Source organism: Bradyrhizobium diazoefficiens, assembly GCF_016616885.1.
Lineage (GTDB): Bacteria > Pseudomonadota > Alphaproteobacteria > Rhizobiales > Xanthobacteraceae > Bradyrhizobium > Bradyrhizobium diazoefficiens_F.
Genome location: NZ_CP067102.1, coordinates 1,624,318 through 1,641,664 on the forward strand (window position 1 = coordinate 1,624,318; position 17,347 = coordinate 1,641,664).

General features: G+C 60.9%; 18 protein-coding genes. 15 read left to right on the plus strand and 3 right to left on the minus strand.

Annotated features, from left to right (window positions below):
* From hemN to JJC00_RS07550, 3 genes are all read right to left on the minus strand, one after another.
* On the minus strand, positions 1–1,335 hold the full coding sequence (gene hemN / locus JJC00_RS07540) for an oxygen-independent coproporphyrinogen III oxidase (RefSeq protein WP_200472042.1): 1,335 nt from the start codon (positions 1,333–1,335) through the stop codon (positions 1–3).
* Between the two features lie 101 nt (positions 1,336–1,436).
* Positions 1,437–2,309, minus strand: a complete 873-nt coding sequence (locus tag JJC00_RS07545) for a xanthine dehydrogenase (protein WP_200472043.1) — start codon at positions 2,307–2,309, stop codon at positions 1,437–1,439.
* Positions 2,310–2,920: 611 nt separating this feature from the next.
* The gene (locus tag JJC00_RS07550) at positions 2,921–3,511 is read right to left on the minus strand and encodes a hypothetical protein (protein ID WP_200472044.1); all 591 of its coding nucleotides are present in this window, start codon (positions 3,509–3,511) and stop codon (positions 2,921–2,923) included.
* A 278-nt stretch (positions 3,512–3,789) separates the two neighbouring features.
* On the opposite strand from JJC00_RS07550, the gene JJC00_RS07555 reads away from it, so the two are divergent.
* The 15 genes from JJC00_RS07555 (at position 3,790) to JJC00_RS07625 (ending at position 17,339) form a co-directional block, all read left to right on the plus strand.
* The gene (locus JJC00_RS07555) at positions 3,790–4,104 is read left to right on the plus strand and encodes a HesB/IscA family protein (RefSeq protein ID WP_200472045.1); all 315 of its coding nucleotides are present in this window, start codon (positions 3,790–3,792) and stop codon (positions 4,102–4,104) included.
* 17 nt (positions 4,105–4,121) lie between these two features.
* A complete protein-coding gene (locus JJC00_RS07560) occupies positions 4,122–4,412 on the plus strand; it encodes a NifU family protein (protein WP_200472046.1) in 291 nt (96 codons plus the stop codon).
* Positions 4,409–5,602, plus strand: a complete 1,194-nt coding sequence (gene nifS / locus JJC00_RS07565; protein WP_433996493.1) for a cysteine desulfurase NifS — start codon at positions 4,409–4,411, stop codon at positions 5,600–5,602. The genes JJC00_RS07560 and nifS overlap by 4 nt, the downstream gene beginning before the upstream one ends.
* A 4-nt stretch (positions 5,603–5,606) precedes the next feature.
* Positions 5,607–5,831, plus strand: coding sequence for a putative nitrogen fixation protein NifT (nifT, locus tag JJC00_RS07570; protein ID WP_200472048.1), 225 nt, complete (start codon positions 5,607–5,609; stop codon positions 5,829–5,831).
* On the plus strand, positions 5,828–6,691 hold the full coding sequence (locus JJC00_RS07575; RefSeq protein ID WP_200472049.1) for an SIR2 family NAD-dependent protein deacylase: 864 nt from the start codon (positions 5,828–5,830) through the stop codon (positions 6,689–6,691). The genes nifT and JJC00_RS07575 overlap by 4 nt, the downstream gene beginning before the upstream one ends.
* Positions 6,692–7,015: 324 nt before the next feature.
* The gene (nifB, locus tag JJC00_RS07580) at positions 7,016–8,569 is read left to right on the plus strand and encodes a nitrogenase cofactor biosynthesis protein NifB (RefSeq protein WP_200472050.1); all 1,554 of its coding nucleotides are present in this window, start codon (positions 7,016–7,018) and stop codon (positions 8,567–8,569) included.
* A 12-nt stretch (positions 8,570–8,581) separates the two neighbouring features.
* Entirely contained in the window at positions 8,582–8,806 is a 225-nt protein-coding gene (locus tag JJC00_RS07585; RefSeq protein WP_200472051.1) for a 4Fe-4S binding protein, read from the plus strand.
* Positions 8,807–8,939: 133 nt separating this feature from the next.
* Positions 8,940–9,260: a nitrogen fixation protein NifZ gene (locus JJC00_RS07590; RefSeq protein WP_200472052.1), complete on the plus strand. Its 321-nt coding sequence runs from the start codon at positions 8,940–8,942 to the stop codon at positions 9,258–9,260.
* 252 nt (positions 9,261–9,512) lie between these two features.
* Positions 9,513–9,872 (plus strand): DUF3024 domain-containing protein, encoded by a 360-nt coding sequence (locus tag JJC00_RS07595; protein ID WP_200472053.1) that lies wholly within the window; start codon positions 9,513–9,515, stop codon positions 9,870–9,872.
* A gap of 38 nt (positions 9,873–9,910) precedes the next feature.
* On the plus strand, positions 9,911–10,180 hold the full coding sequence (locus JJC00_RS07600; protein ID WP_200472054.1) for a hypothetical protein: 270 nt from the start codon (positions 9,911–9,913) through the stop codon (positions 10,178–10,180).
* 980 nt (positions 10,181–11,160) lie between these two features.
* Positions 11,161–12,045, plus strand: coding sequence for a nitrogenase iron protein (nifH, locus tag JJC00_RS07605; RefSeq protein WP_200472055.1), 885 nt, complete (start codon positions 11,161–11,163; stop codon positions 12,043–12,045).
* A gap of 131 nt (positions 12,046–12,176) precedes the next feature.
* Positions 12,177–12,884 (plus strand): nitrogen fixation protein NifQ, encoded by a 708-nt coding sequence (locus JJC00_RS07610; RefSeq protein ID WP_433996494.1) that lies wholly within the window; start codon positions 12,177–12,179, stop codon positions 12,882–12,884.
* 689 nt (positions 12,885–13,573) lie between these two features.
* Positions 13,574–14,764: a homocitrate synthase gene (nifV, locus tag JJC00_RS07615; RefSeq protein ID WP_433996495.1), complete on the plus strand. Its 1,191-nt coding sequence runs from the start codon at positions 13,574–13,576 to the stop codon at positions 14,762–14,764.
* 200 nt (positions 14,765–14,964) lie between these two features.
* The gene (gene nifW / locus JJC00_RS07620) at positions 14,965–15,306 is read left to right on the plus strand and encodes a nitrogenase stabilizing/protective protein NifW (RefSeq protein WP_200472057.1); all 342 of its coding nucleotides are present in this window, start codon (positions 14,965–14,967) and stop codon (positions 15,304–15,306) included.
* 923 nt (positions 15,307–16,229) lie between these two features.
* A complete protein-coding gene (locus JJC00_RS07625; protein WP_200472058.1) occupies positions 16,230–17,339 on the plus strand; it encodes an electron transfer flavoprotein subunit alpha/FixB family protein in 1,110 nt (369 codons plus the stop codon).
* Positions 17,340–17,347: the final 8 nt, after the last annotated feature.

Here is a 17,347-nt window from a genome sequence, read left to right on the forward strand (position 1 = left end):
TTAGTAGGGGGAGCGGTCGAGATAAGCGTCGAATGCCGCAGCAACAGCACGAAGCAAAAAGCGATGCTCCTGCCTCACGCGGATGAAGCCGATTTCGATGTCCACGACCCCGTCCTCTGCAAGCATCGGCAAGCGTTCAGCTGAATCGAGCAGGGGAACCGGATCAAAGCCAAAGCCCGCACAGATTGACGGAACATCAGCCTCTAGATCGCACATCAGCTGCTCGATGATCGCGGCCCGGACACGGTCCTCGTTGCAGAGATGATAGCCCTTTGAGGCCGCCAGGCGGCCAGCTCGGATGTGCCGCGTGTAAGAACCCGTTGCAATTTCGTTCTGGACATAACCGTGGCCGAGACGGCCGAGAGCCGAAGCACCCAGGCCGATAACAGTTTTACAGGTATCAGCCGAGTAACCCAGCGAGTTGCGCCGCAAGCGCCCGGTTCTCTGCGCCAGCGCGAGTTCGTCGTCCGGCAAGGCGAAATGGTCGAGCCCGATTTGGCGGTAGCCGGCAGCAACCAGCGTGCCGGCCATGGCCGCCGCTTGTTCGGCACGGGCAACCGTGTCCGGCAGCGCGGCCTCCTCGATCAGGCGCTGATTTTTCCTGAAGGAGGGAACATGCGCGTAACCAAACACCGCAAGGCGGTCGGGGCGCATCGCCACCGCCATCTCCGCGGTCTGGACGCAGGACTGCACTGTCTGATGAGGAAGACCATAGATGAGGTCGAAGTTGATGCGGTCTATTCCATTCCGGCGGAGATTTTCGATGGCACTCCCGGTTTCTGCTTCGCTCTGGATCCGGTTGATGGCTTTTTGAACAACAGGATCGAAGCTCTGCACACCCAGGCTCGCGCGGTTGACGCCGGCCGCTCCGAGAGTTTCGGCCATTTCGACTGTGAACGTACGCGGGTCGATCTCGACGGCGACCGCAGCTGGTTGCCAAAAGCTAAATCGGCCGCGCAGCAATTCCATCAGGGCCAGGAACTCGGCTGGCGCGATGAGGGTCGGCGTTCCGCCGCCGAAATGCACATCGCTCACGGGCAGCGCATCCGGCGCTTGCGCAGCCACCAAGCGGATCTCCTCACGCAGCACCGCCAGATAGTTGAGGATCGGCGCATCCCGGCCAGTGCTGCTCCTCGGAAAACCGCAATACCAGCAGATCGAGCGGCAGAACGGAACGTGGATATAGAGCGACACGGCCTCGTCCGTCGGCAGGCGCCTCAGCCATTCCTCACAATCCCTGGCGCCGACGGCCGCCGAGAAATCAGGTACTGTTGGATAGATGGTGTACCAAGGCAGGCGGGCATCGTAATACTTTTTCAGGATTGAGGTCTGCAACGTTCCTGCCCAATGCCAGCTCACCCGACCATGCGGAGCGGATTTTTGGCCCTCTCCAAAGAGCAAAGTGACGCGTTTGAGGCGGCCGGTAGGGCGGCCCGTTACGCTTGTCCCGACATCTCCGCATCAATGACGAGGCCGAACCGCTGCGCCGCACCTCGAAGGACCGCACTTAAGGTCGCGCTGGCGATTGCCCGGCCGCGATCGTCGATACCGGTCCATTGCGCCAGTATGCCGCGCGGGTCGATCTCGAGCAGCTTGACGCCACAAGGGACCTCGGTCCCATCACGGATGATGCCGCGCAATACGCCATCGCGCGGCGCCATGATGGGCATCCCGGAGAGATGACCGAGCACGAGATCCTTGTCGACATGCGTTCCAATTGCGATCGATGTTCGCCAGGTGCCAACGAAATTGGAATAAACAAAACGTTCCGCGCCGAGATCACCGAGCCGGCTCGCAATTCCGTCAGCCGCATCCGTCCACCCATCTCGCTGGACCAGGCCGATCCTGCCGGGCCGGGTTTCGATCGCGACATCGCAGTTCGAGCTTCCGGAGAAGCCGGGGCCCAGACCTATTGTCAGTCCCGCGAGCCGCCGCAGGTCGGGCCTGATCCGGCGCTTCTGCAGACGCGCGTCGATCAGCACATCAATACGGCGGATCGGCAGCAGGTCGACAAGGCCGAGATGGGAGACGATCACCCGTCTTCGTCGGCTAGCGTCCTCGCGTAGCGCTCTAAGCACCTGCATGGCCTCGTCGAGGCGCTCACCCACAATATCTTCGACCTGTGCGATCCCGGCGAACAGAGCGTCATGGAAGGCCATCCTGCGCCGGATCACAGGCGGATCGGGATCATGCGACAGCACAACGCAAGTTCCGCCGCGCGCAAGCTGGATGGCGATCGCGGATGCAATCTCGTTGGTGCCGAGGATAATCGCGAACAGTCGACCCTGGTGATCAGTTCCTGGAGACATTTGGACCTCGAAGAGAAGTGTCCTCGCTGCAGCAAACGCTGCCGACAACGCAGTTGCGCTGCATGATTACGGTGAGGCACGTGAGCAAGAGCCGCGCCAATTAACAGGGGCCCGAGTGCTGGTCCCGCGAATGACAGCAGGGCCGTTCACTGTGAGTTATGTGCCAAAGCAAGCGAATGGCTTGTTGCAGAGCCGTAAACCTGTTTGGAAAAGCACATCGCGTAAAATCCCGAATCGATCCACGTTGCTCTTCAGTCAAACCTCCTACAGTGCGCCTGGGCGCATGCATTTCCATCGCGTGATCGTTGACTCGAACGACAGCCGCAGGTCGTCGGCTGTCCCCGTGTGGTGTGCTGGAGCCAAGCCGTTTCTTTTGCACCCGAAGTTTGGAATCGCCATCAATTCGGGGGCGAACGCCGGCAGTTCTTCCGCGCCAACGGCATCTGGCTGATGCGTGGCAAGGAAGATCGCATCGAGCGCCGCACGCTCGCTGCGTTGACGCGCTGCAGCGCGCGCGGCTCACGCTCATCACTGCGATGGAAATGGAGGGCACATCTGCTGACGGTTTGACCTGTCGAGGAGGGCGCCTTGGCCAGATTCGAAGCCAGCGCTCAGACCGGGCGGTTCTGGTTGCGGTTCTTCACGGGCCCCATCCGCTTTAGCCCGTCCTCGTAAGTAATCTCCTCATAGGAGACATCGAGGGCCACGGCTGCGTTGAGCAGGTAATCCAGCTTGCCGCCTGCATCGAACTTCTTGAAGTCGTTCTTGTCGAGCCCGGCCAACCCCATCATCTCTTTCCAGACGGTCGATTCATCGCACGGGAGGATGTGGAAGCTGATGTCGCCGACCTTGGTCCGGTACTTCGCCAACAGATCTATATTGTTGCAGAACATGAAGTAGCGCCCGTCAGGCCTCAGCGCGCCGTCAAGAACGCTGCCGACCTCGGTGAGATAGGCCAATGAATGCAGATAGCCGGCCAGCACCGGGATCGTGCTTTCGCCCTCCTGCACGATCGTCAAGACCTGCTCGATTGAATATTCCGGCGGCCGCTTCTCGTCCGCGAGCTGGGCCTGGAACTTCAGCGCGATATCGCCACGAAAACCGAATCGGCCCGGCTTGGCCGTCTCGCCCTTGAGTACGGCATTGAGAAGTCGTCCCTCCTTGTCCAGCCGGCCGAGCGCGGTGTTCTCGATTGCAGTCATGAAAATCGTCCTCGATCTAAGCTCATCGCCGGCCCTCGACCGGCACAACACGGAATGCAAATTGCTTGCCGGCCCTGGGACTGCGCTTCACTTGCGTAGCACCTGAAGAAACGAGACGTGCGCGCTTCACTCCCGAAAACGGCATCGTCAGGAAGACGACACGGGTCGCAAAGCCAACAGGCAGGAATTGAAAAACTCAAGCCTATCAGGCGCGTGTGCGCTGGCATGCGATTTGCCAACTTGCAGCCAGCCAAGCCACGCAGGTGAAAGGGTGAGCCATGATCAATTTGACAGATAACGCACTGAACGCGATCAGGGGCGTGATTTCAACATCGGGAGCGAGCGGCTTGCGCATTACGGTTGAGTCCGGCGGCTGTGCCGGCTTCAAATACATCATGGGCTTGGCCAATGAGACGAAATCCGACGATACCGTGATCGAGCGCGACGGGGTCAGGTTGTTTCTCGACAACGACAGCCACAAATATCTCGCCGGCACCACCATCGATTTCGTGCTGGCGCAGGAGGGCTCGGGATTCACCTTCGACAACCCGAACGCCAAGGCAAACTGCTCGTGCGGCAAATCCTTCGGCTGATGAAAGGGATCACAAGCATGCTGGCCGAATCCAAGCATCTGAAGCAAACGCCGGCCACTGAGGTGGACCGGGAGCAAGTGATTCGCACTGTGATCGAGGAGATCCGCCCCAATCTGAAACGCGATGGCGGTGACTGTCAACTGGTTGCCATCGACGGCACCAAGATCATGGTCAAGCTGACCGGGGCCTGTGTGCTCTGCAAGCTGTCAGCTGCAACGCTTGAGGGCATTCAGGCGCGGCTGATCGAAAAGCTCGGCGAATTCGTTCGCCTGATCCCCGTCGCCGGCGCACCGACGGCGCCACATTGAGCAAGGCTTCAGTGGCGGTTTATCTCGACAACAATGCGACGACCCGAACGGACCCGTCGGTCGTGCAGGCCATGTTGCCATTCTTTACCGAAGAGTTCGGCAATGCCTCCTCAGCCCATGCCTTCGGCAGGCAGGTCGCGGGCGCGATGGGGCAGGCACGCCGCAGCGTGCAGTCGTTGTTAGGGGCTGCCCACGATGATGAGATCGTCTTCACCTCTGGCGGAACGGAATCCAACAATGCCGCCATTGTCTCGGCGCTTGCGAGGCAGGAGGGTCGGGACGAGATCGTCACCACCTCGGTCGAGCATCAGGCGATCCTGGCGCTGGTCGAACAGTTGGCTAAAAGCGGCGTCAAAGTTCATCTGATCGCGGTGGATTCGCGCGGCCGGCTCGACCTTGAAGCGTTTCGATCGGCGCTTGGACCACGTACGGCGATTGCATCGGTGATGTGGGCCAACAACGAGACCGGCACTATCTTCCCGGTGGAACGTCTGGCCGCCTGGACGCGTGCCTCCGGCGCGCTGTTTCATACCGATGCCGTGCAGGCGGTCGGCAGGGTACCCATTGACCTGAAGGCTAGCGTTATCGACATGCTGTCGCTGTCCGGGCACAAGCTGCACGGACCCAAGGGGATCGGCGCGCTTTATTTGCGCAAAGGCACGAACTTCAGACCGCTGATCTGGGGCGGAGCCCAGGAACGCCGTCGCCGCGGCGGAACCGAGAACGTCCCGGGCATCGTCGGCCTCGGAAAGGCGGCAGAGCTTGCCGCAGAGCGGCTCGACGGAGCGTGCGTTCGTGTTGCGGCGCTACGCGATCGCCTGGAGCAACTGATATTGCAGAGCGGGCACTGCGAGGTCCTTGGCGATCCCAGTAACCGGCTGTCGAACACAACCAATATCGCCTTCGACGGTCTCGATGGCGAAGCGATCCTCCATCACCTTAATCGCGCCGGCATTGCCGCGTCGCTCGGATCGGCCTGTAGCTCCGGCGCGATGGAGCCCTCGCATGTCCTGCGCGCCATGCAGGTGCCGGCAAACAGCCTGCACGGCGCGATCCGCTTTTCGCTATCCCATGAAACCACCGATGAAGAGATCAACCAGGTCGCGCGTGCGCTATCCGAAATCCTGGCTCGTCTGCGTGGCATGTCCCGAGAGCTCGCCCCGCTAGCAATTCGTAATTCCTGGAGTTGATCTCATGAAAATCATGATCCGCCGCTCTCCGGAGGCGGGCTTGTCGATTTACGTGCCGAAGAAGGATATTGAAGAGAGAATCGTCGAATCCGAGCACGAGACGCTGTGGGGCGGTTGGATCAGATTGACGAATGGATGGGTGCTCTGTCTGCCCGAACTGGCGAGCGATACGCCGCTGCCGATCACGATCAATGCCAAAAGAGTTGGCGGGGACGGCGATGAACGATGAGCGCGCTGCCACAAATCACCGTTCTCAAGGGGACGGATGCGGAGGCGTTGCTCGCCGATGTTGCGGCGAGACTCCGTGCCGGCAGCATTGTTCCCTATCTCGGCCCCGGCCTCGCCGCGTTGTCCAAGCCTGACGTGCCATTGACACCTGATGCGCTGGCGATCTTCTTCGGCACCAAGATCGCGCTGCCGCGCCGGGCCCGCGGCAATGTCTGGGCTGCAGCACAACATATCGAGAGCCGCAAGCATCGGTCCACTGTGACGGGCCTGATGGCCCAGGCGTTTGCCGCACCGGTCGAGCCGGCGGCCTTGCATCGTCATCTCGCTGCGTTACGCTTACCGATGATCGTCGATACCTGGTATGATGGCGCGATGCGCGCGGCACTTGCCAAGCATGACGGATGGGGCGAAATCCAGGGCATCACCCGCGCCGGCATCGGCGAGGTCCGCTGGTATCGTTTCTATGACGCCGATGGCAACGAGGTCGATTCTCTGGCGGCCGGCAACTGGACCACGGTCCTCTACAAGCCACATGGCGGCGTGCTGCCGGCCAGAAACTTCCTGATCTCCGACGCCGATTATGTCGAGGTCCTGACCGAGATCGATATCCAGACGCCGATTCCGGGGATCGTCAAGCAGCGGCGGATTGGGCGGAGCTTTCTTTTCATCGGCTGTCGGTTCGACGATCAGCTGCTGCGCATTTATGCGCGGCAGATCATGAAGCGCTCGGCAGACGTTCACTACGCACTTGTTGAACCGGATGCGCTCTCGCGCAACGAGCTGAGATTCCTGATCGACCAAGGCTTGATCCCGCTCGCGATTGCGATCCCGCGCGCCGTGGAGATCTTGCTGGCCAATTAGAGGCGCTGGCAAAGCGAAGCTCGCCCACCTCGGTCCAGCCGTGGCAGCCGTCCGATCACAGTGAAAGGTGCCGGTGCCGCCGAGCGGGAGTGTCAATGGACAGGTGCCGTGATCGCTCCCGGGATCCCAACGCCTGTCGCATTTCCAACACGCCGTATGCTCGCTGTCGGCTGCGCAACAGCGCAGGTAGCTCTGACTAACTGATTGGCGGAGATGAGAAAATCGGTCGCCTGCGGCGATGGCATGTGAGTTGCTAATCCAAGTTCAGGAGTTCGCCCAGGAGTGGCTCCGGGAAGCCTGTTCGGCTTGGAGAAAGAATTGGACATGGACGCAGCGGAGCGCGGCAGCAGCGCTAGAAAGACACGAAATGGCGGCGAGACCACGCTGGCCACCGAGCCTAAGAGCTGCGGCACCTTGGTCAGCCGCGGCAAAGCGAGCTGCGGGGCACACGGTGGCCAAGCCGATCTGCCGCCGGCGATCTGGGACAAGGTGAAGAAGCACCCCTGCTACAGCGTCGAGGCGCATCACCACTACGCGCGCATGCACGTTGCGGTGGCGCCAGCTTGCAACATGCAGTGCAACTACTGCAATCGCAAATATGACTGCGCCAACGAATCGCGCCCGGGCGTGACCAGCGAGAAGCTCACGCCCGAGCAGGCGGCCAAAAAGGTGCTCGCGGTCGCCTCCCGCATTCCGCAGATGACCGTGCTTGGCATTGCCGGTCCCGGCGATCCCCTGGCCAATCCAGACAAGACTTTCAGGACTTTCGAGCTCGTGGCCAAAGCCGCGCCCGATATCAAACTATGTCTATCGACCAACGGGCTCGCCTTGCCGGATCACGTCGACACCATCGCCCGATTGAACATCGAGCACGTCACCATCACGATCAACATGATCGATCCCGAGATCGGCACCCAGATCTATCCGTGGATCTTCTATAACCACAAGCGCTACCGCGGGATTGCGGCGGCGAAAATCTTGACCAGCCGTCAGTTCAAGGGTCTCGAAATGCTCTCCGCGCGAGGCATTCTCTGCAAGATCAATTCAGTCATGATCCCGGGCATCAACGAGCGGCACCTGGTTGAGGTCAACAAAGCCGTGAAGTCGCGCGGCGCGTTCCTGCACAACATCATGCCGCTGATCGCAGCCCCCGAGCACGGCACCGTATTCGGCCTCAAGGGCCAGCGCGTGCCGAGGACAAGCGAATTGAAGGCGCTGCAGGACGCATGCGAAGGCGAGATGAACATGATGCGCCATTGCCGCCAATGCCGCGCCGACGCGGTCGGACTGCTCGGCGAGGATCGACGCGCGGAGTTTACGAAGGAGAAGATTGTGACCATGACCGTCAACTACGACCCTGAGGCGCGCAAGGCCTACCAGGCCAGGATCGAGGAGGAACGCCACGCCAGAATAGTTCCTACGCAGGAGGGAGCGGGGGAGCATGCAGGCGGGACAAGCGACATCAAAGTGCTGATCGCGGTCGCAACCAAGGACGCTGGCCTGATCAACGAGCATTTTGGGCATGCCAAGGAGTTCCAGGTGTATGAAGTTTCGAGATCCGGCGCCAAATTCGTCGGTGACCGCCGCGTCGATCACTACTGCCAGGGCGGTTATGGCGCGCAGGATGACCTTGCCGCCATCATCCGCTCCATCAATGACTGCCATGCCGTGTTCGTCGCCAGGATCGGCGGTCGGCCGAGGGGCGAACTCCACAAGGCTGGCATCGAGCCGGTCGATCAATACGCGCACGAGTTAATCGAGACGTCCGCGATCGCATGGTTCAGCTCTTATCTCGAGAAGGTGAAAAGCGGCGACATCCAGCATGTCGAACGGGGTGACGGAGCGATCCGGCAGGACCCGATGGTTTCGGTAGCGTGAAGAGGACATCGAATGCCGTTCAAGATCATTTCTTCGCAATGCACGGGCTGCTCCGCTTGCGAGACCGAATGTCCCAACGTGGCGATCTTCGAGAAGGGCGGAACGTTCGTGATTGACCCAAAAAAATGTACCGAATGCTTCGGTCACTTCGAGGAGCCGCAATGTGTTGCGGTCTGCCCGGTCGACAAGACCTGCGTCATCGACACCTCATTGCCGCGATACCAGCCGCCGGCCTGAAAGCGTAAGCGTCATGGAGTTCACGTTGACAGTAGCTGAAGAGAAAATCGCCCGCTTCATCCCGGCAGTTGGGGCCACGGCGGCCAGCGAGCTCGCAGAATGCGACCCGATCAAGTTCACGACGGAGTGATGCATGAACAACATCGTCCGCGACAGTGACGTCATAGAGCTGGATGGACCGCCGGTTTTCAACCTTGGTGAAAAGGTGAGGGCCAATCGCACCGTCCGCAATGACGGGACCTATGCCGGCAAGGAGATCGGGGACGTCCTGGCCAAGAAAGGCGAGGTCGGTTACGTCGTTTCTATCGGCACGTTCCTGCAGCAATTCTACGTCTACGGCGTCGAGTTTCTTCAAACCGGCCGCCGCGTCGGAATGAAATGCAAGGAACTTGATTCGGTTGACGCACGCACCGAGCTCGAGGGCCCGCTATCGCGAGAAGGGCTCCCGTCATGATCGCGCCCCGTCATTCGACATCCGAATGGCGCCCGCGGCTCAGATCCGCCGGCAACCACACAAACGGCGGCTGTTTCACGGATGGTCGCCGGCTTGATGGACCTTTTGGCCGGCGTCGGCCGCATCGGCGAGATCGTACGGTTGAGAGCGCACACACAAGCGAACGTACGGACCTAGCCTCTAGAGTTTTGCCGGGCGGCCGGTCGGCTGTCCTGAAGCGCAAAGAACGCGGCCTTAAAGGGGGCTTTCGCAATGAATGCTGCGGTCATGAAAAGGGCAGTCGTCGGCCTGAATGCTCACCCGAACGAGGTCGATCGCAAGCGGATCGAATGTGCAATGGGCTCCCGCAGACGCTATCGTTATGTCTCACCCAGTGTGAAGCCGGTTAAGGGCGGCTATCTCATCGAGAGCCCCTGCTGCTCACGCGACATCGACAAGGAGGGCCGCGTGATTGATGTCGCGTTGATCCATCATGACGCCATATGCGGATTGTGGAAGCTGTTCTGGAAAGACCATGCGCGAGGAAGCTGGCAATTCCACAGCGTCCATCAGCGGCTGAACGCAGTGACCGATGAGGTTAATGCCGATCTCGACCGGGTGTTCTGGCGATAACGCTATTGTTTACGCCCACAAACGATAAAAGGCGGTCAATGGCACTGAACGAAAACGAGCTGATCGAACTTGAGCAAGTGATCACAGCCGCAGAAGGCCGCGCGAGCCCCTTTACCGAGCTCCGGCGCCGCTTTCCCCATCTCGCCCTGGTGCGATGCGATGCGTCGGATGTCACCGAGCCGCCCTTTCGCAGCTTTCCGCATTTTGACCTGCACTTGCTCGACCGGTCCGAACACTGTGTCCAGATCACAGCCGATCCGCTGCTGGCGATTGGCATTGTTCTGGCGGCGAGGGACCCTTCGGGGTGACTGGGGTTGCATTCGCAGACGTTTACGTCCCTGTCGCAGGGTGCGGGCAAGGCGCATCACCGTTACCGCCGTGACGAGTTCCCGGACGCGGAAAGACCGCCGACGGCGCGGTGGCGCTGCCGCTTTCGCACCGATGAGGGTTCGAGTTCATCATGGAGACGATGGGCTGGCGCGTCCATCAACATTGGCATGCGCGCGGCTATCTATGAGAAGCCGCTGGAACCGGATCGTGGGCACGCGGTCCGCGAGCGGCCGTGTGGGGCCCCCTCAAGGTCTCTATCGCGGTCTCGCCGTCGATTGTCGTGAATAAAACGCATGCGAGCCGCCCGACAATCGGGCTCTCGATGACCGATCTGCGTCCGCGCATCGGTGGGTCCTCCAACAAAGCCCAGTCAGCACGAGATAGAATTCCGGCCGATCGATCTCTCTGCGCGCGGGCGCCGGAAATGTCTCGGCCCCTAATTCCTGATGCAGCGTGAGGCTAAGACCAACCGGTCACGACATCTTCATCAAGCGCGAACCCCGGTTTGAGGTCTATGTGCTCGAGTTTCGATGCTGATCGGAACATCGCCTTTGAAACTCGTGCCGAGAGGCTCGGCCGCACTTGCATTTGACCTTCCATTGAGGCGGTTGCGTTTCGCGGATGAGTGGGTCGGAAGGAGACTTATGTCTCCGAAAATGTGAGCGCTGTCAGATTGCTCACAGCCGCGCAGCTGCTGTCAGGTTCGAAACATCCAGCGCGGTGAGCGATCGCGAAGTTTGCAGTGCATCATCAGAAGCTTAAATAGGAGACCCAGCATTGGCACGGCAGTTGCTACTGCGATGCAGCAACACTGAGTAAGGGCTGAGTGCACGCCGACGCGCAAGACGAGCGATGCTCTCCTACCCTTGGACCCGTGTGCCCCGTTTCTGAAAGAGAAACAAGCTCGCGTGAAAAACAGCACGCAATCTTTGGCAAATCGGTTGATGGAGAGAGCAACATGGCTTCACTGAGACAAATCGCGTTCTACGGCAAGGGCGGTATCGGAAAGTCGACCACGTCGCAGAACACGCTGGCGGCACTGGCCGAGATGGGTCACAAGATCCTGATCGTGGGCTGCGATCCAAAGGCGGACTCGACTCGCCTTATTCTGCACGCCAAGGCGCAGGATACGATCCTGAGCCTGGCCGCCAACGCCGGCAGCGTCGAGGACCTCGAACTCGAGGACGTGATGAAGATCGGCTACAAGGATATCCGCTGCGTCGAGTCGGGTGGCCCGGAGCCCGGGGTCGGCTGCGCCGGGCGCGGCGTCATCACCTCGATCAACTTCCTGGAAGAGAACGGCGCCTATGAGGAGCGCGACTACGTCTCCTACGACGTGCTCGGCGACGTCGTCTGCGGCGGCTTTGCTATGCCGATCCGCGAAAACAAGGCCCAGGAAATCTACATCGTGATGTCCGGCGAGATGATGGCGATGTATGCCGCCAACAACATCTCCAAGGGCATTCTGAAATATGCAAGCTCTGGCGGCGTGCGGCTCGGTGGCCTCGTCTGCAACGAGCGGCAGACCGACAAGGAGCTGGAGCTCGCCGAAGCACTCGCCAAGAAGCTCGGCACTGAGCTGATCTATTTCGTGCCGCGCGACAACATTGTGCAGCATGCGGAGCTGCGGCGCATGACCGTGTTGGAATACGCGCCGGACTCCAAGCAGGCCGATCATTATCGCAACCTCGCGGCAAAGATCCACAACAATGGCGGCAAAGGCATCATCCCGACCCCGATCTCCATGGACGAGCTCGAGGACATGCTGATGGAGCACGGCATCATGAAGGCCGTTGATGAGTCCATCGTCGGCAAAAGCGCTGCCGAACTTGCGGCATCGTAAAAGGGCGCAACGCCGCAGCCCGGCCCTCCCAATACCCAAAAAGGAGGGCCGGCAGTTGGGCGAAAGGGTGTCTCCCGCGTGCCGACACGGTGAGGCAGACTTGACCAATGTGGAAAGGGTACCGGACGCCCATGTTCGAAGAGCAGTTCTATCCTGTCATGGTTGCCGAGAGGAATGATGGGAGCGGCCAGGGATGTAGGGGAATTGCGAGCTATCGTCTGCTGACCGGGATGCACCCCGCAGATGCGGACACAAGCAATGACAGCAGTTTCGACTGTCACGTGCTGGCGTCCATTCTGGCTGCCGGTGCGATGGAAGGTGGACTCCTCTTCGAGAAGGTCGGCCTGTCCAGCGATGAGCTGGCGGCGTTGCTCAAGCAACGCTTTCCATCGGTTCGGATCAAAGAGGAGGAGTTGCCGCGGGATTTCGAGCACGTCGACAACGACGAGGTCACAATGGTACGTGATCTCTTGCTCGCGCAGCGATCGACGGAAGGGGACACCGGCCGTTGGCTGGCCGCGATGATCGCGCGCCGCGTCATGGAGCCGAATCATCTGTGGGCAGATCTCGGATTGCGCAATCGTGGTGAACTGTTGCGTCTCCTCAACCGCCATTTCGGGCCGCTCGCCAGGCGCAACGTCAAAAACATGCGCTGGAAGCGCTTCTTTTATCGCAGGCTATGCGAGGACGAGGGCCTCATCTTGTGCACGACGCCGGTGTGCACAGACTGCAAGGACTTCAACCACTGCTTTGGCGATGAAAGCGGTGAGAGCCGCATGGCCGAGCGCCGGCGCGATGTTCTGTTGGCGCCGGCCGCTCCGATCGCGGGCGGCAGCTGACCCGTATTCCCGCCGGCCGACAGATGGTTCTTTGGCGCAACTGCTGGCCGACGGCCGCGCAGCTGGTCGAGGACGTGCAGGTGATGCAGCCAAATCTGGTGCAGCGGATTAGGCGCGAACCAGCGGGTCGCTCTTCTGCTCAAGGCCAGCTTGCGCCCAAGCCGCAAGCCCTGTGGTCTGAAGGGAACTTTGCCTTGCCGGCGCTGAGAAGGGATGTCGAGCGGCGATGTGTTCGGGCGAGACTGCCCAACGCCTGCGTCCCGGGCTCGGCAAGCCGGCGTCCATCACATTGTTGATCATTCGCACAAGCGGTCCTGTTGCGTTTGGATGATGTCTGATGCCTGACGACGGTTTTCGACACCGATACCCACCCGCATCCGAAAATGTTGTCTACGGCGGTGGCGTTCTGCTTCTCATGACCGAAGCCAATCTCCTGATGCGATATGCCCGGGTTTGCGACCCGATGAACCCTAACGCCTCGATCTGATCGTCGATCTGCCTCGCAACCGAAGCTGATCCGGGACGCAGAATGGTGAGAGCTCAACTGGCGCGTCCGTATTGCGACACTGTCGCGCTGTCGACATCCCATCGATGGCAAAGATGAAGAATTGTCAATGGGTTCGGAAGCTGCGGGCGTGGCATGCGGTTTGCCAAAAGCAGTCCTGGCCAAGCACAATCAGGAGGCTTCGTTGATCGACGCCAAAACCATCGCTGCCAAGCCATCATGGCCCGAGGCGGTATGGAACCAGCGGACCGTGCTCAATGACACCACGCTGCGCGATGGCGAGCAGGCGCCTGGTGTTGCGTTCACCACAGCGGAAAAGGTGGCCATTGCGCGTGCGTTGGCCCGGGCCGGCATCACGGAGATCGAGGCCGGAACCCCCGCCATGGGCGATGATGAGATCGCGGCGATCCGTGCCATTGTCGAGGAGGGTCTGCCGCTCACCCCTATTGCTTGGTGCCGCATGCGTGAGCCCGATATCGACGCGGCGATCGAGGCCAAGGTGTCGATGGTCAATGTTTCGATTCCGGCTTCGGACGTGCAGATCGCGGCCAAGCTTGGCGGGAATCGCGACCAGGCCTTGCAGCAGGTGAAGCGGGTGGTGGGTTACGCCCGCGGGCGAGGGCTTGATGTCGCCGTCGGAGGCGAGGACTCCTCCCGCGCCGATGTCGACTTTCTCATCAGTCTCATCGCGACTGCGAACGCCGCGGGCGCGCGGCGGTTTCGGATCGCCGATACGCTCAGCGTGCTCGACCCTGATTCGGCCTATGCGCTGATCGCGCGCCTGCGCGCCACCAGCGATCTCGAGCTCGAATTTCACGGTCATGACGATCTTGGGCTGGCGACCGCCAACACGCTCGCAGCCATCAGGGGCGGCGCGAGCCACGCTTCGGTCACTGTCATCGGGTTAGGCGAACGGGCGGGCAATGCGCCGCTCGAGGAAGTTGCGGTCGCACTCAAACAGCTCTACGGGCGTGACACCGGCATCATTCTGCCGGAGCTCATAGAGGTCGCCGCGTTGGTCGCGACCGCGGCCACACGTGCGATTCCTCTCAACAAGGCGATCGTCGGGGAGCATGTGTTCACGCACGAATCCGGCATTCATGTCGATGGATTGTTAAAGGACGAACGCACCTATCAAGCGCTCGACCCGCATTTGCTTGGGCGCTCCAACCGGATCGTGATCGGCAAGCATTCCGGGCTCTCGGCCATCACCACGCTGCTCGCGGAATTGCAACTCGCCGCCACCACCGAGCAGAGCAGACGCATCCTGTCCCGCGTGCGAAAATACGCCATCGAGCACAAGCGGCTGGTCGCGCGCGAGACGGTGGCAGCGATCTGGCGCGATGTTTGCGAATGCTGTTCTGATCGCACGTGAGTGAGTTCTCGCGTTTCACCTGGCCCGCCACCAAATCAATCGGAGCGCGGCCCAAGCTCTCGCAGATCGCGTTGAAGTCCGAGGACATGGGCTGTGTGGCCATCTCCAGCAGGGCCCACGTGAAACGGCTTTTTCCGCGAACTCACCAGGCGCTGCCGGATATCGACCCAGACTGCTAGGCCAATCCAGGGACAGTTTCGATGAGCAATACACACCAGAGGGCCGGCATCCTCGATCGGCTCAACAAGGCCTCCTCGGCTGAGGAGATATTTGCGCTGCTTGGCGTCGACTACGATCCTAAGGTCGTCAATGTCGCGCGCCTGCATATCCTAAAGCGCATGGGGCAACATCTCGCCAAGGAGCAATTCGCCGGTGCCGCGGAAGCGGAGATCGCTGCGCGCTGCAAGGCAATGCTGGAGCAGGCCTATGCCGATTTCGTGGCGTCTTCGCCAATCGACCAGCGGGTCTTCAAAGTCCTGAAGGATGCGGTCGCGGAACCCAAAAAGCCGGCCGCCTTCGTGCCGCTCAGTACGTTGAAATAGCGTTCTCTTAAATGCCGTCTGCCGCAGAGCAAATAGCGGCGGCGTGCCTCGGCGCGCGCCTCTTCGTTCGGTCGAGTCTGTGGAGCGACGCGGGAGACGGCCCTGTCGCGTTTCCGACGTATGTCGCCGCGCCCTGTTGCCCCGATGCCAAGAACAACTTTAGCAACTGCGCCCAATTCATTCCTTTGGTGCATGACCTCGCGGTGTTCTCAGTTGGTATGACACTTGCTGCTCTGCACCTAAGTCCGCTCAACGAATCGAGCTTGTCCTGGAGAAACGCATGCATAGCGTCGTCTGCATCAAACAGGTCCCCGCCGCGCCAGCGAAGATCCGCGCGCGGTTCCTGTCAAACACGATTGTGCAGCGGGGTGTACCGACCAACCGTTGCGAAGCCGTAGCCCCCGAGGCGCCCCCCAGTTCAGTGACTAGCCACCCCGTGAGATTACCGTGCACGCTATGGGACCGTATTCAGCCGAGTACTCACCGCGGGAGCGGCACACCTTGGGTGCCGAAGGTGCGGTGCTGCTCACCGAGCGCTTCGTTATCGGCGCTACGACGCCATCCACGACGCACGCACGCGCGGCCGCGATCCGAAAGATCAGGTAAGTGTCTGCTTGGCTCGCTGTCGTCTTCTTCGGCAAGTCGGCCATCGACGGTAACATTGACGGCGCCTGGATCGCCAAGTAGCCCTGTTTGCTGCAGCTCAATCACCTCGCCACAACCGTCGGCCTCGATCTCCGCGTCCGCAGCTTCTGACGCGGAGCGTCGAAGGTACGATGCCCGGAGAAAAAGGCCGCGGGTGTGAGACGTCGAGCAAATGGCGAAGGGCGCTCATCACTTATCAAAGCCATGTTCAATCGACAGTCCAAGGCAGAACCCGATTAGTCGCGCAGGCGCATCGATCGGAAGGAGAATGCAAAGTTATGAGCAACGTCATCAAGGCTCCCACATCAGCCGCAGCGGGCCGCGCAGCAACGAAGAAGCAGTTGCCGGATCGGTTCAAAGGCTACAAACATGTCTGGGTCTTCGTCGAGCAGGAGCGCGGACAAGTGCATCCCGTCTCCTGGGAGCTGATGGGGGCGGGCCGCAAACTCGCCGACAGGCTCAAGGTTAAGCTCGCGGCTATTGTCGTCGGCCCTGAGGGCGAGGCCACACGCAACGCCGCGCTCGAAGCCTTCTGTTACGGCGCCGATTTGACTTATCTCGTGGCCGACAATGTGCTCTCGGATTATCGTAACGAGTCCTACACCAAGGCGCTGTCCGAGCTCGTGGAGATCTACAAGCCCGAGATCTTGCTGTTAGGAGCAACAACGCTCGGCCGCGATCTTGCGGGCTCGGTCGCCACCACACTGCTGACTGGTCTTACCGCCGACTGCACCGAACTCGACGTCGATGCGGATGGCTCGCTTGCGGCGACCCGTCCGACCTTTGGCGGCTCGCTGCTCTGCACGATCTACACGTTGAATTACCGGCCACAGATGGCAACCGTCCGCCCGCGCGTGATGCCGATGCCGGAGCGTGTCGCGCGCGATCCCGGCCGCATCATCGTCCATCCGCTCGGCCTGGTGGAAGACGATATCGTGACCAAGGTTCTGTCGTTCATCCCCGACCGTGATTCGGCCAAATCCAATCTTGCGTACGCCGACGTCGTGGTCGCCGGTGGGCTTGGGCTCGGTTCTCAAGAAAACTTTCAGCTTGTGCGGCAGCTGGCCGGCGTGCTCGGTGCCGAGTATGGCTGTTCCCGGCCCCTCGTGCAAAAGGGATGGGTCACCTATGACCGACAGATCGGCCAGACGGGCAAGACGATCAGGCCAAAGCTCTATATCGCCGCGGGCGTGTCCGGCGCGATCCAGCATCGGGTCGGCGTCGAGGGCGCCGATCTGATCGTCGCCATCAATACCGACAAGAACGCGCCGATCTTCGACTTTGCCCATATCGCCATCGTCAGCGACGCCATGCACCTGTTGCCGGCGCTGACGGACGCGTTTCGGGCGCGGCTCTCGCCACATTCGCGCGACCGGATCGCGAGCTAAAGGAGACT

Excerpts from the sequence above, each read along its gene's own strand:
- JJC00_RS07545 (WP_200472043.1), bottom strand. The coding sequence starts at position 2,309 with ATGTCTCCAGGAACTGATCACCAGGGTCGACTGTTCGCGATTATCCTC.
- JJC00_RS07550 (WP_200472044.1), bottom strand. The coding sequence starts at position 3,511 with ATGACTGCAATCGAGAACACCGCGCTCGGCCGGCTGGACAAGGAGGGA.
- JJC00_RS07555 (WP_200472045.1), top strand. The coding sequence starts at position 3,790 with ATGATCAATTTGACAGATAACGCACTGAACGCGATCAGGGGCGTGATT.
- JJC00_RS07560 (WP_200472046.1), top strand. The coding sequence starts at position 4,122 with ATGCTGGCCGAATCCAAGCATCTGAAGCAAACGCCGGCCACTGAGGTG.
- nifT (WP_200472048.1), top strand. The coding sequence starts at position 5,607 with ATGAAAATCATGATCCGCCGCTCTCCGGAGGCGGGCTTGTCGATTTAC.
- JJC00_RS07575 (WP_200472049.1), top strand. The coding sequence starts at position 5,828 with ATGAGCGCGCTGCCACAAATCACCGTTCTCAAGGGGACGGATGCGGAG.
- nifB (WP_200472050.1), top strand. The coding sequence starts at position 7,016 with ATGGACGCAGCGGAGCGCGGCAGCAGCGCTAGAAAGACACGAAATGGC.
- JJC00_RS07585 (WP_200472051.1), top strand. The coding sequence starts at position 8,582 with ATGCCGTTCAAGATCATTTCTTCGCAATGCACGGGCTGCTCCGCTTGC.
- JJC00_RS07590 (WP_200472052.1), top strand. The coding sequence starts at position 8,940 with ATGAACAACATCGTCCGCGACAGTGACGTCATAGAGCTGGATGGACCG.
- JJC00_RS07595 (WP_200472053.1), top strand. The coding sequence starts at position 9,513 with ATGAATGCTGCGGTCATGAAAAGGGCAGTCGTCGGCCTGAATGCTCAC.
- JJC00_RS07600 (WP_200472054.1), top strand. The coding sequence starts at position 9,911 with ATGGCACTGAACGAAAACGAGCTGATCGAACTTGAGCAAGTGATCACA.
- nifH (WP_200472055.1), top strand. The coding sequence starts at position 11,161 with ATGGCTTCACTGAGACAAATCGCGTTCTACGGCAAGGGCGGTATCGGA.
- JJC00_RS07610 (WP_433996494.1), top strand. The coding sequence starts at position 12,177 with ATGTTCGAAGAGCAGTTCTATCCTGTCATGGTTGCCGAGAGGAATGAT.
- nifW (WP_200472057.1), top strand. The coding sequence starts at position 14,965 with ATGAGCAATACACACCAGAGGGCCGGCATCCTCGATCGGCTCAACAAG.
- JJC00_RS07625 (WP_200472058.1), top strand. The coding sequence starts at position 16,230 with ATGAGCAACGTCATCAAGGCTCCCACATCAGCCGCAGCGGGCCGCGCA.